This window comes from Gallaecimonas kandeliae (assembly GCF_030450055.1).
GTDB lineage: Bacteria > Pseudomonadota > Gammaproteobacteria > Enterobacterales > Gallaecimonadaceae > Gallaecimonas > Gallaecimonas kandeliae.
Window position 1 is genome coordinate 2,807,075 of the sequence record NZ_CP118480.1, and the last position, 15,709, is coordinate 2,822,783.

Genomic DNA, 15,709 nt, shown 5'->3' on the forward strand with positions numbered 1-15,709 from the left:
TTTTTTATCCCAGCACGGCGTCCCAGAGGGTGCTGACCGCCGCCCTTTCGGCCTTGAAGGCGTCGTCCGCCACCAGGTTGCCGCCGTCATCCAGGCTCTGGCGGTGCAGCTGCTGGCGCAGCCCTATGTAAGCCTGCTTGAGGGTCTCGGCCTGGTCGGGGGTTATGACCTCGGCCTCGGCCAGGGCGTCCAGTTGGCGGATGTTGTCGCTGAAGGTCAGCAGCCCCGGCTGGTGGCTGGCCAGCAGCCAGTACTGGACCAGGAACTCGATGTCGGTGATGCCGCCCCTGCCCTGCTTGAGGTCGAACCGGCCGTTGCCGGACTTGTCCAGATGTAAGCGCATCTTGTCACGCATGGCCCGCACTTCCTCCTTGAGCTGCTGCCCCTCGCGGGCCTGGCACAGGGCCCCCAAGCGAATAGAGGCAAAGCGCTGGCGCAAGGCCTCATCCCCCAGCACGGCTCTTGCCCGCACCAGGGCCTGGTGTTCCCAGAGCCAGGCCTCCTGCTGCTGGTACTGCTCGAAGCTCGCCAGGGTGGTGACCAGCAGACCTGAGGCGCCGGAGGGGCGCAGCCGCATGTCGATCTCATAGAGCACGCCGCCCAAGGTGCGGGTGGCCAGCCAGTGGGTCAGCCGCTGCACCAGTTTGAGGTAGAACTCCCGTACCGTGATGGCCCTCTGGCCGTCGGTGAGGGCGTTGGCCTGCTCCTCGTCGAGATCGGTGAGGAACACCAGGTCCAGATCCGAGCTGTAGCCGAGCTCCAGGCCCCCCAACTTGCCGTAGGCCACCACCAGCAGGCCTGTGTGGTAAGGGTCCAGCCCCGGCGGCTGGCCGTGGCGGCGGGCCACATCCTGCCAGGCCAGAGGCAGGCAGGTGGCCAGCAGCGTCTCGGCGAGGCAGGTCAGGTGATCGCTGACCTTCATCAGCGGCAGCACCCCAGTGACGTCGGCGGCGGCGATGCGCAGCGTCTGGGCCGCCTTGAACTGGCGCAGCGCCTCCATCTGCCCTTCCACATCGTCGGGCTCGATGCGCAGCAGGAAGCGGCGCAGCTCCCCCTCGTAGGCGTCCAGGGGCGGCGGCGAGTAGAGGTGGCGAGGGTCGATAAGTTCGTCCAGCAGTATCGGCATCTGGGTCAGGCGCTCGGCGATGAAGGCAGAGGCCCCCATCAGCCGCACCAGCTGGCGCCTGGCGCCGGGGTTTTCCAAAAGCAGCTCCAGGTAAACGGTGCGGCTGGCCACCTGTTCCAACAGCCGGCCCAGGCGCGCCAGGGTGCGCTGGGGCTCGGGCTCGTCCTGCAGGGCCAGCAGCAGCTGCGGTAGCAGCTTGTCCAGCTGCTTGCGGCCCCGCTCCCCCATGGGCTTGCGCCCCAGTTGCTGGCGCAGGGCAAAGAGGCCGGGGGCCAGAGCCGGCGCCAGGCCAACTTCCGCCAGCAGGCCGGCCAGCTCTTCTTCGGACCAGTCCGCCAGCGCCAGGCTGCGCAGGGCCTGGGGCAGCTCGTCCTCGTTTTCCTCTTCGCTGATCAGCTCCCGGAACAGCCTGTGGACGAAGGCCTGGTGGCCGGCCAGGGCGGCCAGGAAATCGCTGTAGCCGGGGAAGCCCTGCATGGCGGCGAGGCGGGCCCTGTCCAGGGGGCTTTCGGGCAATGTCTGGGTCTGTTCGTCGGCGATGGCCTGGAGGTTGTTCTCGGCGCTACGCAGGAAGAGGTAGCTGTCGCGCAGCTGCACCGTCTCCTCTTCGGTCATGACCCCCAGTTTGGGCAGCAGGGCCAGCACCGCCAGCAGGGACGGGGTGCGCAGCGCCGGCTCACGGCCGCCGCGGATGAGCTGGAACACCTGCACCAGGAACTCCACCTCGCGGATGCCGCCCGGGCCCAGCTTGATGTTGTCCTTGAGGCCACGGCGGCGCACCTCGGCCTCGATGAGCCGCTTCATGTCCCGCAGGGAGTTGATGGCCGAATAATCGAGGTAGCGGCGGTAGACGAAGGGCCGCAGCAGCTGCTCCAGCTCCTCGCCGTAACCGGCGCCACCGCCCATGAGCCGGCCCTTGACCATGGCGTAGCGCTCCCACTCCCGGCCCTGGGACTGGTAGTAATCCTCCAGCGCCGAGAAGGACAACACCAGGGGGCCCGAATCGCCGAAGGGCCTCAGCCGCATGTCCACCCGGTAGACGAAGCCGTCCTCGGTGACGGCGTCCAGCAGGGCGATGAGTTTCTGGCCGAGGCGCACGAAGAACTCATGGTTGTCCATCTCGCGGCGCCCGCCCCGGGTCTCACCGCTGCGGGGGTAGACGAAGATGAGGTCGATGTCGGAGGAAAAGTTGAGCTCGCCGCCCCCCAGCTTGCCCATGCCCAGCACCAGCAGCGGCACGGCATTGCCGTCTTCGTCGCAGGGGGTGCCGCGCAGGGCGCATTGCTGGATATAGAGCCAGTCTCGGGCGGCGACGATCAGGCCTTCGGCCAGGGCGGACAGGCAGCGCAGCCTGGCCTCTTCCGCAATTTCCCCCAGGGCGCCGAGCAGGGCCAGGGCTGCGAGCTTGCGGTTGCGCCATTGGCGCAGCGCCGCCATGGCCTCGGCCTCGCTGCGCAGCTCCCCCAGTTCCGGCTGCCAGGGGCCGGCCATCAGGGTCTCGGCGCTGTCCGCCAACAAAGGCGCAAGCCACTGCGGGTGGCGCAGCAGCTGGGCCAGCAGGAAGTCGGAACAGGCCAGGCCCCGGCGCAGCCGGGCCTGGGCCTTTTCGTCGAGGCCGTCGAGGCAATGGGGGTGGCGTTCGCTGAGGGTCGCCAGGGCCTTGTCGGCCTGGTGCGACAGCAGGGTCTGGGTGGACATATTATGTCAAATCTGCTAGACAAGGGACATCCCGAGCATAAAGCCCAAAGGCCCCGCAGTGCCAGCCCAGACCGCCAATTCCATCGACACCATAGCCCGGCATCTCAATGCCTTGGGCGCCGCCAGCAGCACCGGCTGCCGTTTCGACTGCACCCCCATCAGCGGCGAGGTCGAAGTGCTGCAGATAGTGGTGCAGGACAGGGAAGAGATCCCCATCTTCCTGACGGTGGCCGAAGAGCAGATCCTGGTGATGAGCTTCCTCTGGGACGAGGCCGAGGTGAAGCCACAGATGCGGCTGTCGATGCTGGAGACCATGCTCGAGCTCAACATCCCCATGCCCCTCTCCGCCTTCGCCAAGATGGGGGACCGCTACGTGATCTTCGGGGCCCTGTCGGTCCACTCCAGCCTCTTCGACATAGAGCACGAACTGGTGGTGCTGTCCGACAACACCCTCGACATCCTCGACGACATGAACCACTTCCTGGAGGCGCTATGACCTTGCTCAGCCGGCGTCACTCCCCGACACAGCGCCAGGCCACCAAGGAGGCCCTGACCCAGGTGGAAGCGGAGTTGGCGCAACAGCAGCCCCACCAGGCCAGCTGGCAAGGGGCCCTGGCCCACCTGGTCCAGCAGCAGCAAGGGTTGGCCCTTGAAGCCGGGCAGCAGGAAGCCCACCTCAAGGCTTTGCTGGCCGATGACGCCCCCGGCACCCTGGCCCAGGCGGAGCTGCTGGCGGCCCTGGAAAACCAGCTGCAGGACAACCACCGGCAACAGCAGGTGCTGAAGGACAAGCTGGAGGCCTGCCTGCAGCTGGAGCGCCGCCAGGTGGATCTGCGCCGCCAGCTGAGCCTCTTGGACGCCACCGAAGGGCTGGAGAAGATGGTGGCCACCTTGGAGCCCGCCTGGCCGGGCCGCAAGGACTCGGTGCAGGCCACCTTGCAGGCCATCAGGGCCCGCGAGGCCAGCCGTCCCTTGGCCCAGCCACAGCCCCCAGCCAGCGCCGCCTCTGTGCTGGCCCGCCTCAAGGGGGAGCGGCCTTGACCAAGAAACTGCAGGAAAAATGGGCCTCCTCCATCGCCGCCATGAAGGCGGTGCAGGTGGCCTTCGATCTGGACAGCCGCTTCCAGTACGCCATCCGCCTGGCGGCCCTCAAGGAAGGGCTGAGCCCCTCGGATCAGATCCGCACCATGCTGGATCTGCCCGTCACCACCAGGCCCAAGCGCCCCAGGCTGACCGTCACCCTGAGCGGCGAAGATTACGAACGCCTGGCCAGGCGTTACGGCCTAGCCGCCGACGCCCAATTGGAAATCAAGAAGAAGGTGATGCAAGAATTGATGGAGCAGGCCGACCTGCTGCTGAAGGACAGCTAGCGTGAAGACAAACTTGCGGGTTCTGGCGCCGACGCCCATAGAGCTGGCGATGATGGTGCTGTCGCTGCTGGCGGTGGCGGTGGTGCTGGTATTGCAGTTTGCCCCCCTGGCCGACGATGAGCGCCAGCTGCTGATCATCATCGACACCGCCATCTGCGTCATCTTCCTCAGCCGCTTCTTCATCGGCCTGCTCAGGGCCAGGGAGAAATGGCCCTATCTGCGCACCCATTGGATCGATCTGGTGTCCAGTGTGCCCATGGTGGACATACTGCGCTACGGCCGCCTCTTCCAGGTGATCCGGGTGCTGCGCATCCTGCGCATGGCCAACCAGGTGCTGCGCCAGCTGCTGCGCGAGAGCGCCAATACGGTGCTGGCCACCATGCTGGTGATACTGGTGGTGGTGGTGGGTGGCAGCTCCATCGCCATCTTGCTGGCCGAAGGAAGCCAGCCAGGGTCCAACATCAAGACGGCACAAGACGCCCTCTGGTGGGCCCTGGTGACCATCTCCACCGTCGGCTACGGCGATTATTACCCCGTGACCACGGCCGGGCGCATCATCAGCGCCGTGGTCATCGTCTCAGGGGTGTCGCTGTTCGGTGGCGTGAGCGGCCTGATGGCCTCCAGGTTGCTCAAGGACAGGGAAGAAGAGGAACTCCAGGCCCGCTCCCTGCAACATCAGGTACTGAGCCTGGAAGAACAGATCAAGGGGCTGAGCGACCAGATAGCCGAGCTCAGCGCCGAACTCAAGGCCAGTAGGCAACCTGGTTCAGCCCCAACTGACGGGACTGATCCATAGCCAGCACCAGGGACTGGCGCTTGCGGGCCAGCCAACCTTCGAGCTGCTCGCTGTCTTCCTCGCTGAGATCCAGGCGCGCCGCCAGTTGGGACAGGCCTTCCAGGCGCTTGGCCTCCTCCACACCGAACAGGAAGTCCTGCCACTGTTCCTGGGCGTTGCCCGCCGCCTCATCCAGGTAGAGGCCGGCGAAGGTGCGGCAGCAGCAGAGATAGCGCTGCACCCGGCTTTCCTGATCCACATAGTCGGCCAGGGACATGCCCTTGGTGAGGTGGCGCTTGAGCTCGGCAAAGGCCTTGGCCAGCTGGGTGTCGGCAAACCACTTGATGGGCTTGTCCAGTTCCGCCAGGGCCGGCTTGTCGAGCCGCTCCCGCCAGCGGCCCAGGGCCACGAACTTGATGGCGCTCAGCTTGAGGCGGTTGGCCCGCTCCGAGGCAAAGAGGCGGGTGAAGGCGGCGATGTCCATCAAACCCTGCTGGCGCAGTTTCGCCTGCTCCAGCAATTCTTCGGCGATGTTGAGCTTCTTGAAGCTGCCGCCCTTGCTCCCCAGCAGCTTGGCCAGGCGTACCTGGGCTTCGGCCTGGGACAGCTGGTCGGCCAGCCACTGGCACTCCTGGCGCAGCTCGCTGGAGGCCTTGCGGGGCACCAGGCCGCCGAAGAGGCTCAGCACCTGGCGGAAATACTGGAGCGCCTGGCCGAGAGCCAGCAGCGGTTGCCAGCCCGGCTGGAGCAGGAAGGCGTCTTCGGCTTCCTGCCACTGGCCAAGGGCCGTGGCCAAGGCCTGTTGCAACACGGCTTCGTTGCTCATCTGGCGGTCGATGACAGGGGACAGGCTCGACAGGCTGAGGGGGCCCTGGCCCTTGGCCAGCCAGTTGCCGCGGGCGGCCTTGGACAGGCCGAAACACTGGACGCCGTCGATAAGCAGGGGCTCGGCGATGTCGAACAGGCGCTTGAGATCCTCACCCTGCATCTCCAACTCCAGCTCGCGAATAGGCAGCACCTGGCCGCCGGCCACCACTTCCCCCTGATCCCAGCACAGCTCCACCTGGCCGTCGGCCAGCAGCACCTTATGGCGTACGAAATCGGTGCTGAAGACCGGCGCCAGCTCGGCCTGGAGGGCGGCAAGGTCCGTGCCCTGGGGCCAGACCTCGGCGGGGAAGGCGCTGAGATCGGGCCTGTCTCCCAGTACCGGCAGGTTGTATTCGGGCCTGGCCGAGAGGGCGGAGCCGCTCAGGTCGGCCAGCTTCAAGGTCTGTTCGCGCTCGCCGTCCACTTCTCGGATGCGCAGCCCCATGCGCCAGCCGGCCAAGCGGCCGTCCGGGGTGTCGAAATAGCTATTCTTGAGGTGGCGGGGCTTGGCGCCCTTCAGCAGCGGCTGGAGCCACTGATCGGTATCGACGGAATCGGCGACGCGGAGCTTGAGTTCGGTTTCGATGGCCATGGGATTTTACTTGGGCGGGTGTCGGCCTGATTATAACGGCCTGCTCGTCAAAAAAAACGCGTGAACCTTTTATTACAATCCGCTGATGCGCTATTCTTCGCGCCGCATTGGCCTGATGCCGACAATTTCGTCAAACATGAGGGGCAACCATGCCTGCCAACAGTATCCTGGGTCTCTTCGCCAAATCACCGATTAGGCCCCTGCAGCAACACATGGACAAGGTCCACGAATGCTGCCAGAACCTGCTGCCGTTCTTCGACGCCGTGCTGGCTGACGACTGGGAAAAAGCCGGTCAGCTGCGCAACGTCATCAGCGGCCTGGAAAAAGAAGCCGACAGCCTGAAACGGGAGATCCGCCTCACCCTGCCGTCCGGTCTCTTCATGCCGGTGGAACGCACCGACCTGCTGGAACTGGTCAAGGAACAGGACCGCATCGCCAACAAGGCCAAGGACATCGCCGGCCGGGTCCTGGGTCGCCAACTGAAGATCCCTGCCCTCTTCGCTACCGAGTTCCGTGCCTACCTGGCCCGTTGCCTGGACGCCACCGCCCTGGCCGCCAAGGCCATCAACGAGCTGGACGAGTTGCTGGAAACCGGCTTCCGCGGCCGTGAGGTGGAGCTGGTCAACCGTATGATCAGCGAACTCGACGAGATAGAGCACGATACCGACGAACTGCAGATCCGCCTGCGCCGCCAACTGCTGGCCATCGAAAAGGATCTCAACCCGGTAGACGTCATGTTCCTTTACTCCATCCTCGAGTGGGTCGGCGATCTGGCTGACCGTGCCGAAGGCGTGGGGTCCCGCTTGGAGCTGTTGCTGGCGCGCAGCTAACAGGAAAAATTCATGGATATCATTACTCACTACGGCACCGCTTTGGTGCTGCTTGCGGGCCTGGTCGGCTTTTTCATGGCCTGGGGCATCGGTGCCAACGACGTGGCCAACGCCATGGGCACCTCTGTGGGCACCCGCTCCCTGACCATCAAACAGGCGGTGCTGATCGCCATGGTGTTCGAGTTCGCCGGTTCCTACCTGGCGGGCGGCGAGGTCACCTCCACCATCCGCACCGGCATCATCGACGCCAATGCCTTCGTCGGCCACGCCGACCTGCTGGTGATCGGCATGATCGCCTCGCTGCTGGCCGCCGGCATCTGGCTGATCGTCGCCTCCCACTACGGCTGGCCCGTGTCCACCACCCACTCCATCGTCGGCGCCATCATCGGCTTCGCCATGGTGGCCCTGGGTAACGACGCCGTGCAGTGGAACAAGACCCTCGGCATCGTCGGTTCCTGGATAGTGACTCCGGCCATCTCCGGTCTTATCGCCTACTTCATCTTCCTGAGCGTGCAGCGCCTGATCTTCGACACCGAAGATCCCCTCAAGAACGCCAAGCGCTTCGTGCCCTTCTACATGTTCCTGACCGCCTTCGTGATCAGCCTGGTGACCCTGAAGAAGGGCCTCTCCCACGTCGGCCTGCAGCTGAGCAACATGGAAGACTGGGGCTACTCCACCCTGGCCTCCCTGGTGGTGATGGTGGCCGGCTACATCTACATCGGCCGCAAGCAGTACAACCCCTCTGACGACAAGGACATGCACTTCTCCAACGTGGAGAAGGTCTTCGCCGTACTGATGGTGCTGACTGCCTGTGCCATGGCCTTCGCCCACGGCTCCAACGACGTGGCCAACGCCATAGGGCCCTTGTCTGCCGTGGTGAGCGTGGTGGAAGCCGGCGGCGCCGTCGCCGCCAAGTCCAGCATCGCCTGGTGGATACTGCCCCTGGGCGGCTTCGGCATAGTGCTGGGCCTGGCCGTCATGGGTAAGAAGGTGATGGAAACCGTCGGTACCGGCATTACCCACCTGACCCCCAGCCGTGGTTTTGCCGCCCAGTTCGCCACCGCCTCCACTGTGGTGCTGGCCTCCGGTACCGGCCTGCCCATCTCCACCACCCAGACCCTGGTGGGCGCCGTCATGGGCGTGGGCCTGGCCCGCGGCATCGCCGCCCTCAACATGGGCGTGATCCGCAACATCGTCGTCTCCTGGGTGATCACCCTGCCGGCCGGTGCCTTCCTGTCCATCCTCATCTTCTGGATCCTCGAGGCCCTGGTCCTCTGATCCGCCTGAGCCGCCGCTGAACCCGGCGGCCAAGGTTCTTGCCTTGGCCGCCGAGCCTATCTAGGATGTGGCGGCAACTTTCTTACGGAACAATCACAACGATGCTGAAGCGCATGCTGCTGTTGCTGGTGGCCATGGCCCCCGGCTTGTCCTTTGCCGATCCTGCCTATGTCAGCGAAGACATCTTCATCTACCTGCACTCAGGCCCCTCCCGGGACTACCGCATCATCGGCTCCGTCAATGCCGGTACCCCCCTCGAAGCGCTGGAGAGCAGCAACGACTTCACCAAGGTCCGCGAGGCCGACGGCCGTGAAGGCTGGGTGGAGAACCAGTACCTGACCAAGACCCCCAGCTTCAGGGTCACCATCCCCAAGCTGGAGACCCAGCTCAAGGACGCCCAGGCCAAGATCGAGACCCTGTCCAGCGGCAGCGAGTCCCTGGCCAGCAGCCTGGACAACCTCAAGCAGGACAAGGCCCAGCTGACTCAGCAGGTCAGCGAGCAACAGGCCCAGATTGACAAGCTGCAGGCCGAGGTCAAAGGCATGGACCAGAGCAACCTGATGCGCTGGTTCCTCTACGGCGGCGGTGTCGCCGGGGGCGGTTTGCTGCTGGGATTGCTGCTGCCGCGCCTCATCCCCAGCAAGAAACGTAAGAACATGTGGGTCTGACTGTTTGGCCCCAAACAAAAAAGCCGCCTTGGGCGGCTTTTTTATTGTCTACCGCCAGGCAAATCAAAGTAAAAACCCACAATGCATGAATTTAAATTCATGGAGAAATAGCATCCCTGACAGCCAGAAAGGCAGGTTCCCTCCTCAAAGCCCCAGCGCTGCGGCGGACATGGCCCGCTGCACAGACCAGTTCACTGCCAGCCCGCTGTTTTCCTCGCCAAAACGCCCTTGCGGATAGCATCGAAAACATACGGCTACTAATGAAAAAACGGCGTCATCGACACCCCGTTTTCTGTGCTATCTAAAGGTGCTTTGAGCCGCCAAAAAAATGGGGTGAAAAGGGGATTTTCATGCAGAGTGTATATTGTATACTCTGCGCACCTTGCCCCCCTGCGGCGGCAAAATCGTCAGCCTTAGGCCCCGGACAATCCATAAGAAAGGGGCCTCGTTGCCAAGGTGTCTAGCCCTATGTTCAATGCAAGCCAAGTGGTTGCACCCGACTTCCAGGTGCCCAGCCTCGATGATCTTCGCCAGGTCATCACCGACAACTACGCCGTCGACGAGGAAAGCTACCTGACGGAGCTTTTGAAACTGGTGCCCAAGGATGAAGAGCAGACCGCCGCCATCACGGCCGAGACCGAGCGCCTGGTCACCAAGATCCGCAGCCGCCACGACGCCGGCGAAGGCATCCAGGCCTTCTTGCAGCAGTACAGCCTGGACACCCAGGAAGGCATCATACTGATGTGCCTGGCCGAGGCCCTGCTCCGTATTCCCGATCCCGACACCGCCGACGCCCTGATCAAGGACAAGCTGTCCGGCGCCGACTGGGCGCGCCACTTCAACCAGTCCGAGTCCCTGCTGGTCAACGCCTCCACCTGGGGCCTGATGCTGACCGGCAAGGTCATCACCATGGACAAGCGCCTCGACGGCAGCCCGGCGAACCTGCTGAACCGCATGATCACCCGCCTGGGCGAGCCCGTGGTGCGCAAGGCCATGTACGCGGCCATGAAGATCATGGGCAAACAGTTCGTACTGGGCCGCACCATTGGCGAAGCCCTCAAGAACAGCCGCAAGTCACGCAAGATGGGTTACACCCACTCTTATGACATGTTGGGCGAAGCGGCCCTGACCGGCGCCGACGCCAAGAAGTATTTCGACGACTACAGCAACGCCATCGCTGCCCTGGGTGCCGCCCAGTACGACGAGTCAGAGGCGCCGCGCCCCACCATCTCCATCAAGCTCTCGGCCCTGCATCCCCGCTACGACGTGCAGAACCTCGACCGGGTCCGCACCGAGATGGTGGACATAGTCCGCAAGCTGGTGGAAAAGGCCCGCGCCGCCAACGTCGGCCTGCAGATCGACGCCGAGGAAGCGGACCGCCTGGAGATCTCCCTGGACATCTTCGAGGCCGTCTACCGCTCAGAGGCCGCCAAGGGCTGGGGCAACTTCGGCCTGGTGGTACAGGCGTTCTCCAAGCGCGCCCTGCCGGTGCTGCTGTGGCTGACCCGCCTGGGCCGCGAACAGGGGGACCTCATTCCGGTTCGCCTGGTCAAAGGCGCCTACTGGGACACCGAGATCAAGCTGTGCCAGGCCGCCGGCCTGGAAGGCTACCCCGTCTACACCCGTAAGGCCTCCACCGACGCCTCTTACCTGGCCTGCGCCCGTTTTCTGCTGAGCGAGCACACCCAGGGCGTCATCTATCCCCAGTTCGCCTCCCACAACGCCCAGACCGTCATCGCCATCAAGACCATGGCCGCCGGCCGGCCCTTCGAGTACCAGCGCCTCTGGGGCATGGGCGACGAGCTCTATGACACAGTGCTGGAAGAGAACAAGGGCCAGAACGTGCGCATCTACGCGCCCGTCGGCAGCCACAAGGATCTGCTGCCCTACCTGGTGCGCCGCCTCCTCGAGAACGGCGCCAACAGCTCTTTCGTACACAAGCTGGTGGACCCCAAGACCCCGGTATCAAGCCTGGCCACCCACCCGCTGAAGACCCTGGCCGCGGCCCCGAGCCTCGCCAACCACAAGATCCCGATGCCTGCCGCCATCTACGGCACCCGCAAGAACTCCGGAGGAATCAACTTGCACATCCAGTCTGAAGCCAAGCCTTTCTTCGACGCCCTGGAGCCCTTCAAGGCCAAGCAGTGGCAGGCAGCCGCCATCGTGGGCGGCAAAGATGTAGCCGGCGAAGCCCAACAGGTCCTCAGCCCCCAGAACCATGAAGACACAGTGGGTACCGTCGCCTTCGCAAGCGAAGCCACCGTCAAGGCCGCCCTCGACAGCGCCCACGCCGCCTTCCCGGCCTGGTGCCGCACCAACGTCGAAGACCGCGCCAAGGCCCTGGAGAAGTTCGCCGACCTGATGGAAGAACATCGCGCCGAACTCATCGCCCTGGTCACCCGCGAAGCGGGCCGTATCCTCCAGGACGGCATCGACGAAGTCCGTGAAGCCGTGGATTTCTGCCGCTACTACGCCCAGCAGGCCCGCAAGATGTTCAACGGCGCCGAAGTACTGCCCGGCCCCACCGGCGAGCTGAACGAGCTCTACTCCCAGGGCAAGGGCGTCTTCGTCTGTATCAGCCCCTGGAACTTCCCCCTGGCCATCTTCGTCGGCCAGGTGGCCGCGGCCCTGGCCACCGGCAACACTGTGCTGGCCAAGCCCGCCGAACAGACCTGCCTGGTGGCCTACCGCGCCATCCAGTTGGCCCTGGAAGCCGGCATTCCCGCCAATGTGCTGCACTTCCTGCCCGGCACCGGCGCCACCGTCGGCGCGGCCCTGACCAGTGATGACCGCATCGCCGGCGTCGTCTTCACCGGCTCCACCGCCACCGCCAAGGCCATCAACAAGTCCCTGGCCGACCACGACGGCGCCATCAAGACCCTGATCGCCGAGACCGGCGGCCAGAACGCCATGATCGTCGACTCCACCGCCCTGCCCGAGCAGGTGGTCAAGGACGTCATCGGTTCCGCCTTCACCTCCGCCGGCCAGCGCTGCTCCGCCCTGCGCGTGCTCTACGTCCAGGCCGACGTCGCCGACCGCATCCTGGAGCTGCTCAAAGGCGCCATGCAGGAACTGGTAGTGGCCGATCCCTGGCACTACAAGACCGACATAGGCCCCGTCATAGACCACAAGGCCAAGGCCCTGCTCGAAGAACACCTGGAGGCGCTCAAAGGCTTCGCCAAGCCCATCGCCACAGCCCCCATGACCGCAGAGACCGCCAAGGGCTCCTTCGTGGTACCCACCGCCGTCGAGATCAGCGGTATCGAGCAGCTGCACAAGGAAAACTTCGGCCCCATACTGCACGTGGTGCGCTTCCAGGCCGAAGAGCTGGACAAGGTCATCGACGCCATCAACGGTACCGGCTATGGCCTGACCCTGGGTGTACACAGCCGTAACGAAGGCCTGGCCCTAGCCATCGCCGACAAGGCCAACGTCGGCAACTGCTACATCAACCGCAACCAGATCGGCGCCATGGTCGGCACCCAGCCCTTCGGCGGCCAGGGCCTGTCCGGCACCGGTCCCAAGGCCGGTGGCCCGCACTATCTGTACCGCTTCGTCACCGAGAAGACCCGCACCAACAACATCACGGCGGTGGGCGGCAACGCCACCCTGCTGACCCTGGGCGAGTAACGGCGCTCGGCGACAGACAAAAAACGCGGCCCTAGGGCCGCGTTTTTTTATCGGCCTCTTGCCGGCACGCTAAGCTCAATAAGGGCTTTGCCCATTTCCGGGATGAGGACAAAAAACATGAAAAAACTGCTGCTGCTGGCCTTGCTGGCCTCCCCTGCCTTCGCCGATGCCCCTGGCCCCTATGGCGGCCTCCACTTCAGCGCCGAAGCCCTGGATCCCGGGGTCAGCAACGACGCCAACCTGGATCTGCTGGGTGCCCAGATGGGCTTTCGTTTCACCCCCTTCCTGGCCGTCGAAGGCCGCGCCGCCTTTGGCCTGGGGGATGACAAGGTCAATACCGGCGGCACCAGCGTCAAGGTGGAGCTCAAGCACCAGTACGGTCTCTACCTGCTGCCCCAATACCCCGTTTCCGATTTTGTCTCCGTCTATGGCCTGCTGGGCTGGACCCAGGCCAGGGCCAAGGCATCGTTCCAGGGCCGGAGCGACACCGGCTCCCAGGACGACCTGAGCTACGGCGCCGGCCTCACCTTTGCCTTCAGCCGCAACGCCAACCTCTTCATCGAATACGCCCAGTTGCTGAACAAGGACCAGGCCGACCTGGCGGGCCTCGCCGTCGGCGTCAGCTACCATTTCTGAGTTTTCCAAGGTGCAAAAAACGCGGCCCTGTGCCGCGTTTTTCATTCCCCAGTGGTTGGCCAGTTAGTGAGGGCGTTGAGCCAGAAGCGCTTCTCCCCGAGCTGGATGTTGGCGCTGTCCGGGGCTATTTCCAGCACCTTGAGGCCAGGCAGACCTTCCCCCTGGCGCAACTTGTGGCCGTTCAGGATCACCCAGCGCAGCTTGGGATCCGAGGCGTAGAAATGCCCCGTGTAGCTGAGGGTGGCCGGTGCCTTGGCGGCATCGAAGGGGGCTTCTTGAACAGCCGCGGGCTTAGCGGCGACCGGTTTGGGTAGAACAGGCGCTGGCTCAGCCTTGGATGGAGCCTTGAAGAAGGGATCGGCGGCCTGCGGCCGGGCGGCGGGTTCGGGTGCCTTCGCAGCGGGAGGCGCCTCGGCTGAGACTGCCGGCTTTTGCGGCTTGGCCTCGGGCGTTTTTGGCAAGAGCGGTTGCCAACGCTGCCAGAGGATAAGGCCCAGCAGCAGCGCCGCCACCACTATCACCAGCCGTTCCAACCAGAGCCGGGCGAGGCCAGTGTCGCGGTGGAAACCGCCTTCGATGGTCTTTGCCTGCTCCTGGGGCTCACGCCTTGCCAGGGCCTTGTTGAGCAGGGTCACAGCACAGGCCCCGGCGCTCCCAGGGCGCGGTTGAGACGCACCAAGGTGTTCTCCCCGGCCAGGCCGTCGGCCTTGAGGCCAAAACGGCGCTGGAAGGCGCGGACCCTGTCCTGGAGTTTGTCGTCGTACCTGTTGGTGTCCTGGGCCTGGTCCCCCAGGGCCTGGGCCAGGGCGTTGTCCAACCAGGTCACCAGCGGCCCCTGGCTGCCCGGCACCAGGGCCTGGCTGAACTGCTGGGGCGGCCGCCACAGCAAGATGGCGTTGCCGCGGTAGTGCTGATCCAGCCAGTGGCTGGGCACCTGGGTTTCGCCACCGCTCAGAGCCAGCCTGAAACTGTCACCGGCCCCGACCAGGGTGGCGAAGAAACGCTCGCCGCCGTCGTCCAGGAACTCCAATACCGCCGGGCGCCCCAGGGCCACCAGCTCCCGCCAGGGCAACTGCTGGCTGAGGCAGCGAAAACCGAGGCGCTCGGCGGCCTGGCAGGGGTCACCGTCGGCCGCCGGCATGCCCCAGGCCTTGAAAAGGGCGTCGAAGGCGGCCAGGGAGATGCGGTCACGGCTGGCCAATGTCACCTTGGCCGCCACAGGCGTCGTTGGCACCTGGCTGCTTGCCGGCAAAGGTTTGGGAGAAGCGCCTTGCTGCAACAAGGGGTAGGCAGCGATGGCGCCGCCGGCCACCAGGGCCAACAGGGCCCAGGGCAGCCATTGGCGGGGCCTTTGCTGGCGGCTGTCGTGGTGCAGCACTTCCTTGGCCGCCGCGTCCATCAGCTTGGCGTCCACCTTCTCCTGCTGGGCACCATAGGCCCCGAGCATGGCCCTGTCGCAGAGCAGGTTGATGAGCCGCGGTATGCCGCCGCTGTAGTTGTGCAGCCGCCGGACGGCGGCCCCGGTGAACAGCGGGCGCTCGCGGCCGGCGATACGCAGCCGGTGCAGCACGTACTGGGCACAGTCCTTGCGGCTGAGCGGCAGCAGGTGATAGCGGGCCGTGATGCGTTGGGACAGCTGCCGCAGCTCCTGGCGGCGCAGCAGCTGGTTCAGCTCCGGCTGGCCGAGGAGGATGATCTTCAGCAGCTTCTGGGTGTCGGTCTCCAAATTGGTGAGCAGCCGCAGCTGCTCCAATACCGACACCTTGAGGTGCTGGGCCTCGTCCACCAGCAGCACCGTCTGGCGTCCCGCCTCGTGGTTCTTGAGCAGGAAGGCCTGGATGACATCGGTGAGCTGCTTGAGGCTGGGGTTGTCCGGGTAGGCGATCTCCAACTCGTCGCAAAGGGTGGCCAGCAACTCGCTCTCGGTGAGCATGGGGTTGAGCACGAAGGCCAGATCGGTGTTGTCCGGCAGCTCCTTGAGCAGCCGCCTGGACACCGTGGTCTTGCCGGTGCCCACCTCGCCGGTCAGCAGCACGAAGCCCCCCGTCTCCCTCAGGCCGAATTTCAGATGGGCCAGGGCTTCCCGGTGCCGCTCACTCATGTAGAGGAAGTGCGGGTTGGGGGCTATGGAGAAGGGATTTTCGGTCAGGCCGAAGAATGACTCGTACATAACTGCCAGTTGGTTGCTTTTCTGCGCCCTATGGTTGCGCGCCCCTGGCCCTTTGGCAAGGTATAATGG

At 64.9% G+C, this 15,709-nt stretch carries 13 protein-coding genes; 9 read left to right on the forward strand and 4 right to left on the reverse strand.

From position 1 onward, the window contains the following. Nucleotides 1-4: 4 nt before the first annotated feature. On the reverse strand, nucleotides 5-2,824 hold the full coding sequence (gene glnE / locus PVT67_RS13900) for a bifunctional [glutamate--ammonia ligase]-adenylyl-L-tyrosine phosphorylase/[glutamate--ammonia-ligase] adenylyltransferase (RefSeq protein WP_301494496.1): 2,820 nt from the start codon (nucleotides 2,822-2,824) through the stop codon (nucleotides 5-7). 58 nt (nucleotides 2,825-2,882) lie between these two features. Here glnE and PVT67_RS13905 point away from each other — a divergent pair, with 58 nt between their 5' ends. The 4 genes from PVT67_RS13905 to PVT67_RS13920 are packed head-to-tail and all read left to right on the forward strand — an operon-like array spanning nucleotide 2,883 to nucleotide 4,990. After that, nucleotides 2,883-3,320: a YjfI family protein gene (locus PVT67_RS13905; RefSeq protein ID WP_301494498.1), complete on the forward strand. Its 438-nt coding sequence runs from the start codon at nucleotides 2,883-2,885 to the stop codon at nucleotides 3,318-3,320. Then, a complete protein-coding gene (locus PVT67_RS13910) occupies nucleotides 3,317-3,865 on the forward strand; it encodes a hypothetical protein (RefSeq protein WP_301494500.1) in 549 nt (182 codons plus the stop codon). The genes PVT67_RS13905 and PVT67_RS13910 overlap by 4 nt, the downstream gene beginning before the upstream one ends. Then, on the forward strand, nucleotides 3,862-4,194 hold the full coding sequence (locus PVT67_RS13915) for a hypothetical protein (protein WP_301494502.1): 333 nt from the start codon (nucleotides 3,862-3,864) through the stop codon (nucleotides 4,192-4,194). The genes PVT67_RS13910 and PVT67_RS13915 overlap by 4 nt, the downstream gene beginning before the upstream one ends. Before the next feature lies 1 nt (nucleotide 4,195). After that, nucleotides 4,196-4,990 (forward strand): potassium channel family protein, encoded by a 795-nt coding sequence (locus PVT67_RS13920; RefSeq protein ID WP_301494504.1) that lies wholly within the window; start codon nucleotides 4,196-4,198, stop codon nucleotides 4,988-4,990. On the opposite strand, the gene PVT67_RS13925 is transcribed toward PVT67_RS13920, so the two are convergent. Continuing rightward, on the reverse strand, nucleotides 4,938-6,428 hold the full coding sequence (locus tag PVT67_RS13925; protein ID WP_301494506.1) for a CYTH and CHAD domain-containing protein: 1,491 nt from the start codon (nucleotides 6,426-6,428) through the stop codon (nucleotides 4,938-4,940). The genes PVT67_RS13920 and PVT67_RS13925 overlap by 53 nt on opposite strands. A 149-nt stretch (nucleotides 6,429-6,577) precedes the next feature. Between PVT67_RS13925 and PVT67_RS13930 the strand changes: the two genes are divergently transcribed. The 5 genes from PVT67_RS13930 (at nucleotide 6,578) to PVT67_RS13950 (ending at nucleotide 13,470) form a co-directional block, all read left to right on the forward strand. After that, on the forward strand, nucleotides 6,578-7,258 hold the full coding sequence (locus PVT67_RS13930; protein ID WP_301494508.1) for a TIGR00153 family protein: 681 nt from the start codon (nucleotides 6,578-6,580) through the stop codon (nucleotides 7,256-7,258). A gap of 12 nt (nucleotides 7,259-7,270) precedes the next feature. Next, nucleotides 7,271-8,536 carry an inorganic phosphate transporter gene (locus PVT67_RS13935; RefSeq protein ID WP_301494510.1) on the forward strand — a complete coding sequence of 422 codons (1,266 nt, stop codon included), beginning with the start codon at nucleotides 7,271-7,273 and terminating at the stop codon, nucleotides 8,534-8,536. Between the two features lie 101 nt (nucleotides 8,537-8,637). Next, entirely contained in the window at nucleotides 8,638-9,204 is a 567-nt protein-coding gene (locus PVT67_RS13940) for a TIGR04211 family SH3 domain-containing protein (RefSeq protein ID WP_301494512.1), read from the forward strand. A gap of 468 nt (nucleotides 9,205-9,672) precedes the next feature. Beyond that, entirely contained in the window at nucleotides 9,673-12,834 is a 3,162-nt protein-coding gene (gene putA, locus PVT67_RS13945) for a bifunctional proline dehydrogenase/L-glutamate gamma-semialdehyde dehydrogenase PutA (RefSeq protein ID WP_301494514.1), read from the forward strand. Nucleotides 12,835-12,951: 117 nt separating this feature from the next. Further along, complete coding sequence (locus tag PVT67_RS13950; RefSeq protein WP_301494517.1) at nucleotides 12,952-13,470, forward strand: porin family protein; 519 nt, start codon at nucleotides 12,952-12,954, stop codon at nucleotides 13,468-13,470. A gap of 41 nt (nucleotides 13,471-13,511) precedes the next feature. Here PVT67_RS13950 and PVT67_RS13955 read toward each other — a convergent pair whose 3' ends face one another. Together PVT67_RS13955 and PVT67_RS13960 are read right to left on the reverse strand one after the other, a co-directional pair. Further along, nucleotides 13,512-14,105 (reverse strand): general secretion pathway protein GspB, encoded by a 594-nt coding sequence (locus PVT67_RS13955; protein ID WP_301494519.1) that lies wholly within the window; start codon nucleotides 14,103-14,105, stop codon nucleotides 13,512-13,514. After that, entirely contained in the window at nucleotides 14,102-15,640 is a 1,539-nt protein-coding gene (locus PVT67_RS13960) for an ExeA family protein (protein WP_301494521.1), read from the reverse strand. Before PVT67_RS13960 ends, PVT67_RS13955 begins: the two co-directional genes overlap by 4 nt. Between the last annotated feature and the right edge of the window lie 69 nt (nucleotides 15,641-15,709).

Coding starts and splice junctions, on each gene's coding strand:
- glnE (WP_301494496.1), bottom strand. CDS start 2,824: ATGTCCACCCAGACCCTGCTGTCGCACCAGGCCGACAAGGCCCTGGCG.
- PVT67_RS13910 (WP_301494500.1), top strand. CDS start 3,317: ATGACCTTGCTCAGCCGGCGTCACTCCCCGACACAGCGCCAGGCCACC.
- PVT67_RS13925 (WP_301494506.1), bottom strand. CDS start 6,428: ATGGCCATCGAAACCGAACTCAAGCTCCGCGTCGCCGATTCCGTCGAT.
- PVT67_RS13930 (WP_301494508.1), top strand. CDS start 6,578: ATGCCTGCCAACAGTATCCTGGGTCTCTTCGCCAAATCACCGATTAGG.
- PVT67_RS13935 (WP_301494510.1), top strand. CDS start 7,271: ATGGATATCATTACTCACTACGGCACCGCTTTGGTGCTGCTTGCGGGC.
- PVT67_RS13940 (WP_301494512.1), top strand. CDS start 8,638: ATGCTGAAGCGCATGCTGCTGTTGCTGGTGGCCATGGCCCCCGGCTTG.
- putA (WP_301494514.1), top strand. CDS start 9,673: ATGTTCAATGCAAGCCAAGTGGTTGCACCCGACTTCCAGGTGCCCAGC.
- PVT67_RS13950 (WP_301494517.1), top strand. CDS start 12,952: ATGAAAAAACTGCTGCTGCTGGCCTTGCTGGCCTCCCCTGCCTTCGCC.
- PVT67_RS13960 (WP_301494521.1), bottom strand. CDS start 15,640: ATGTACGAGTCATTCTTCGGCCTGACCGAAAATCCCTTCTCCATAGCC.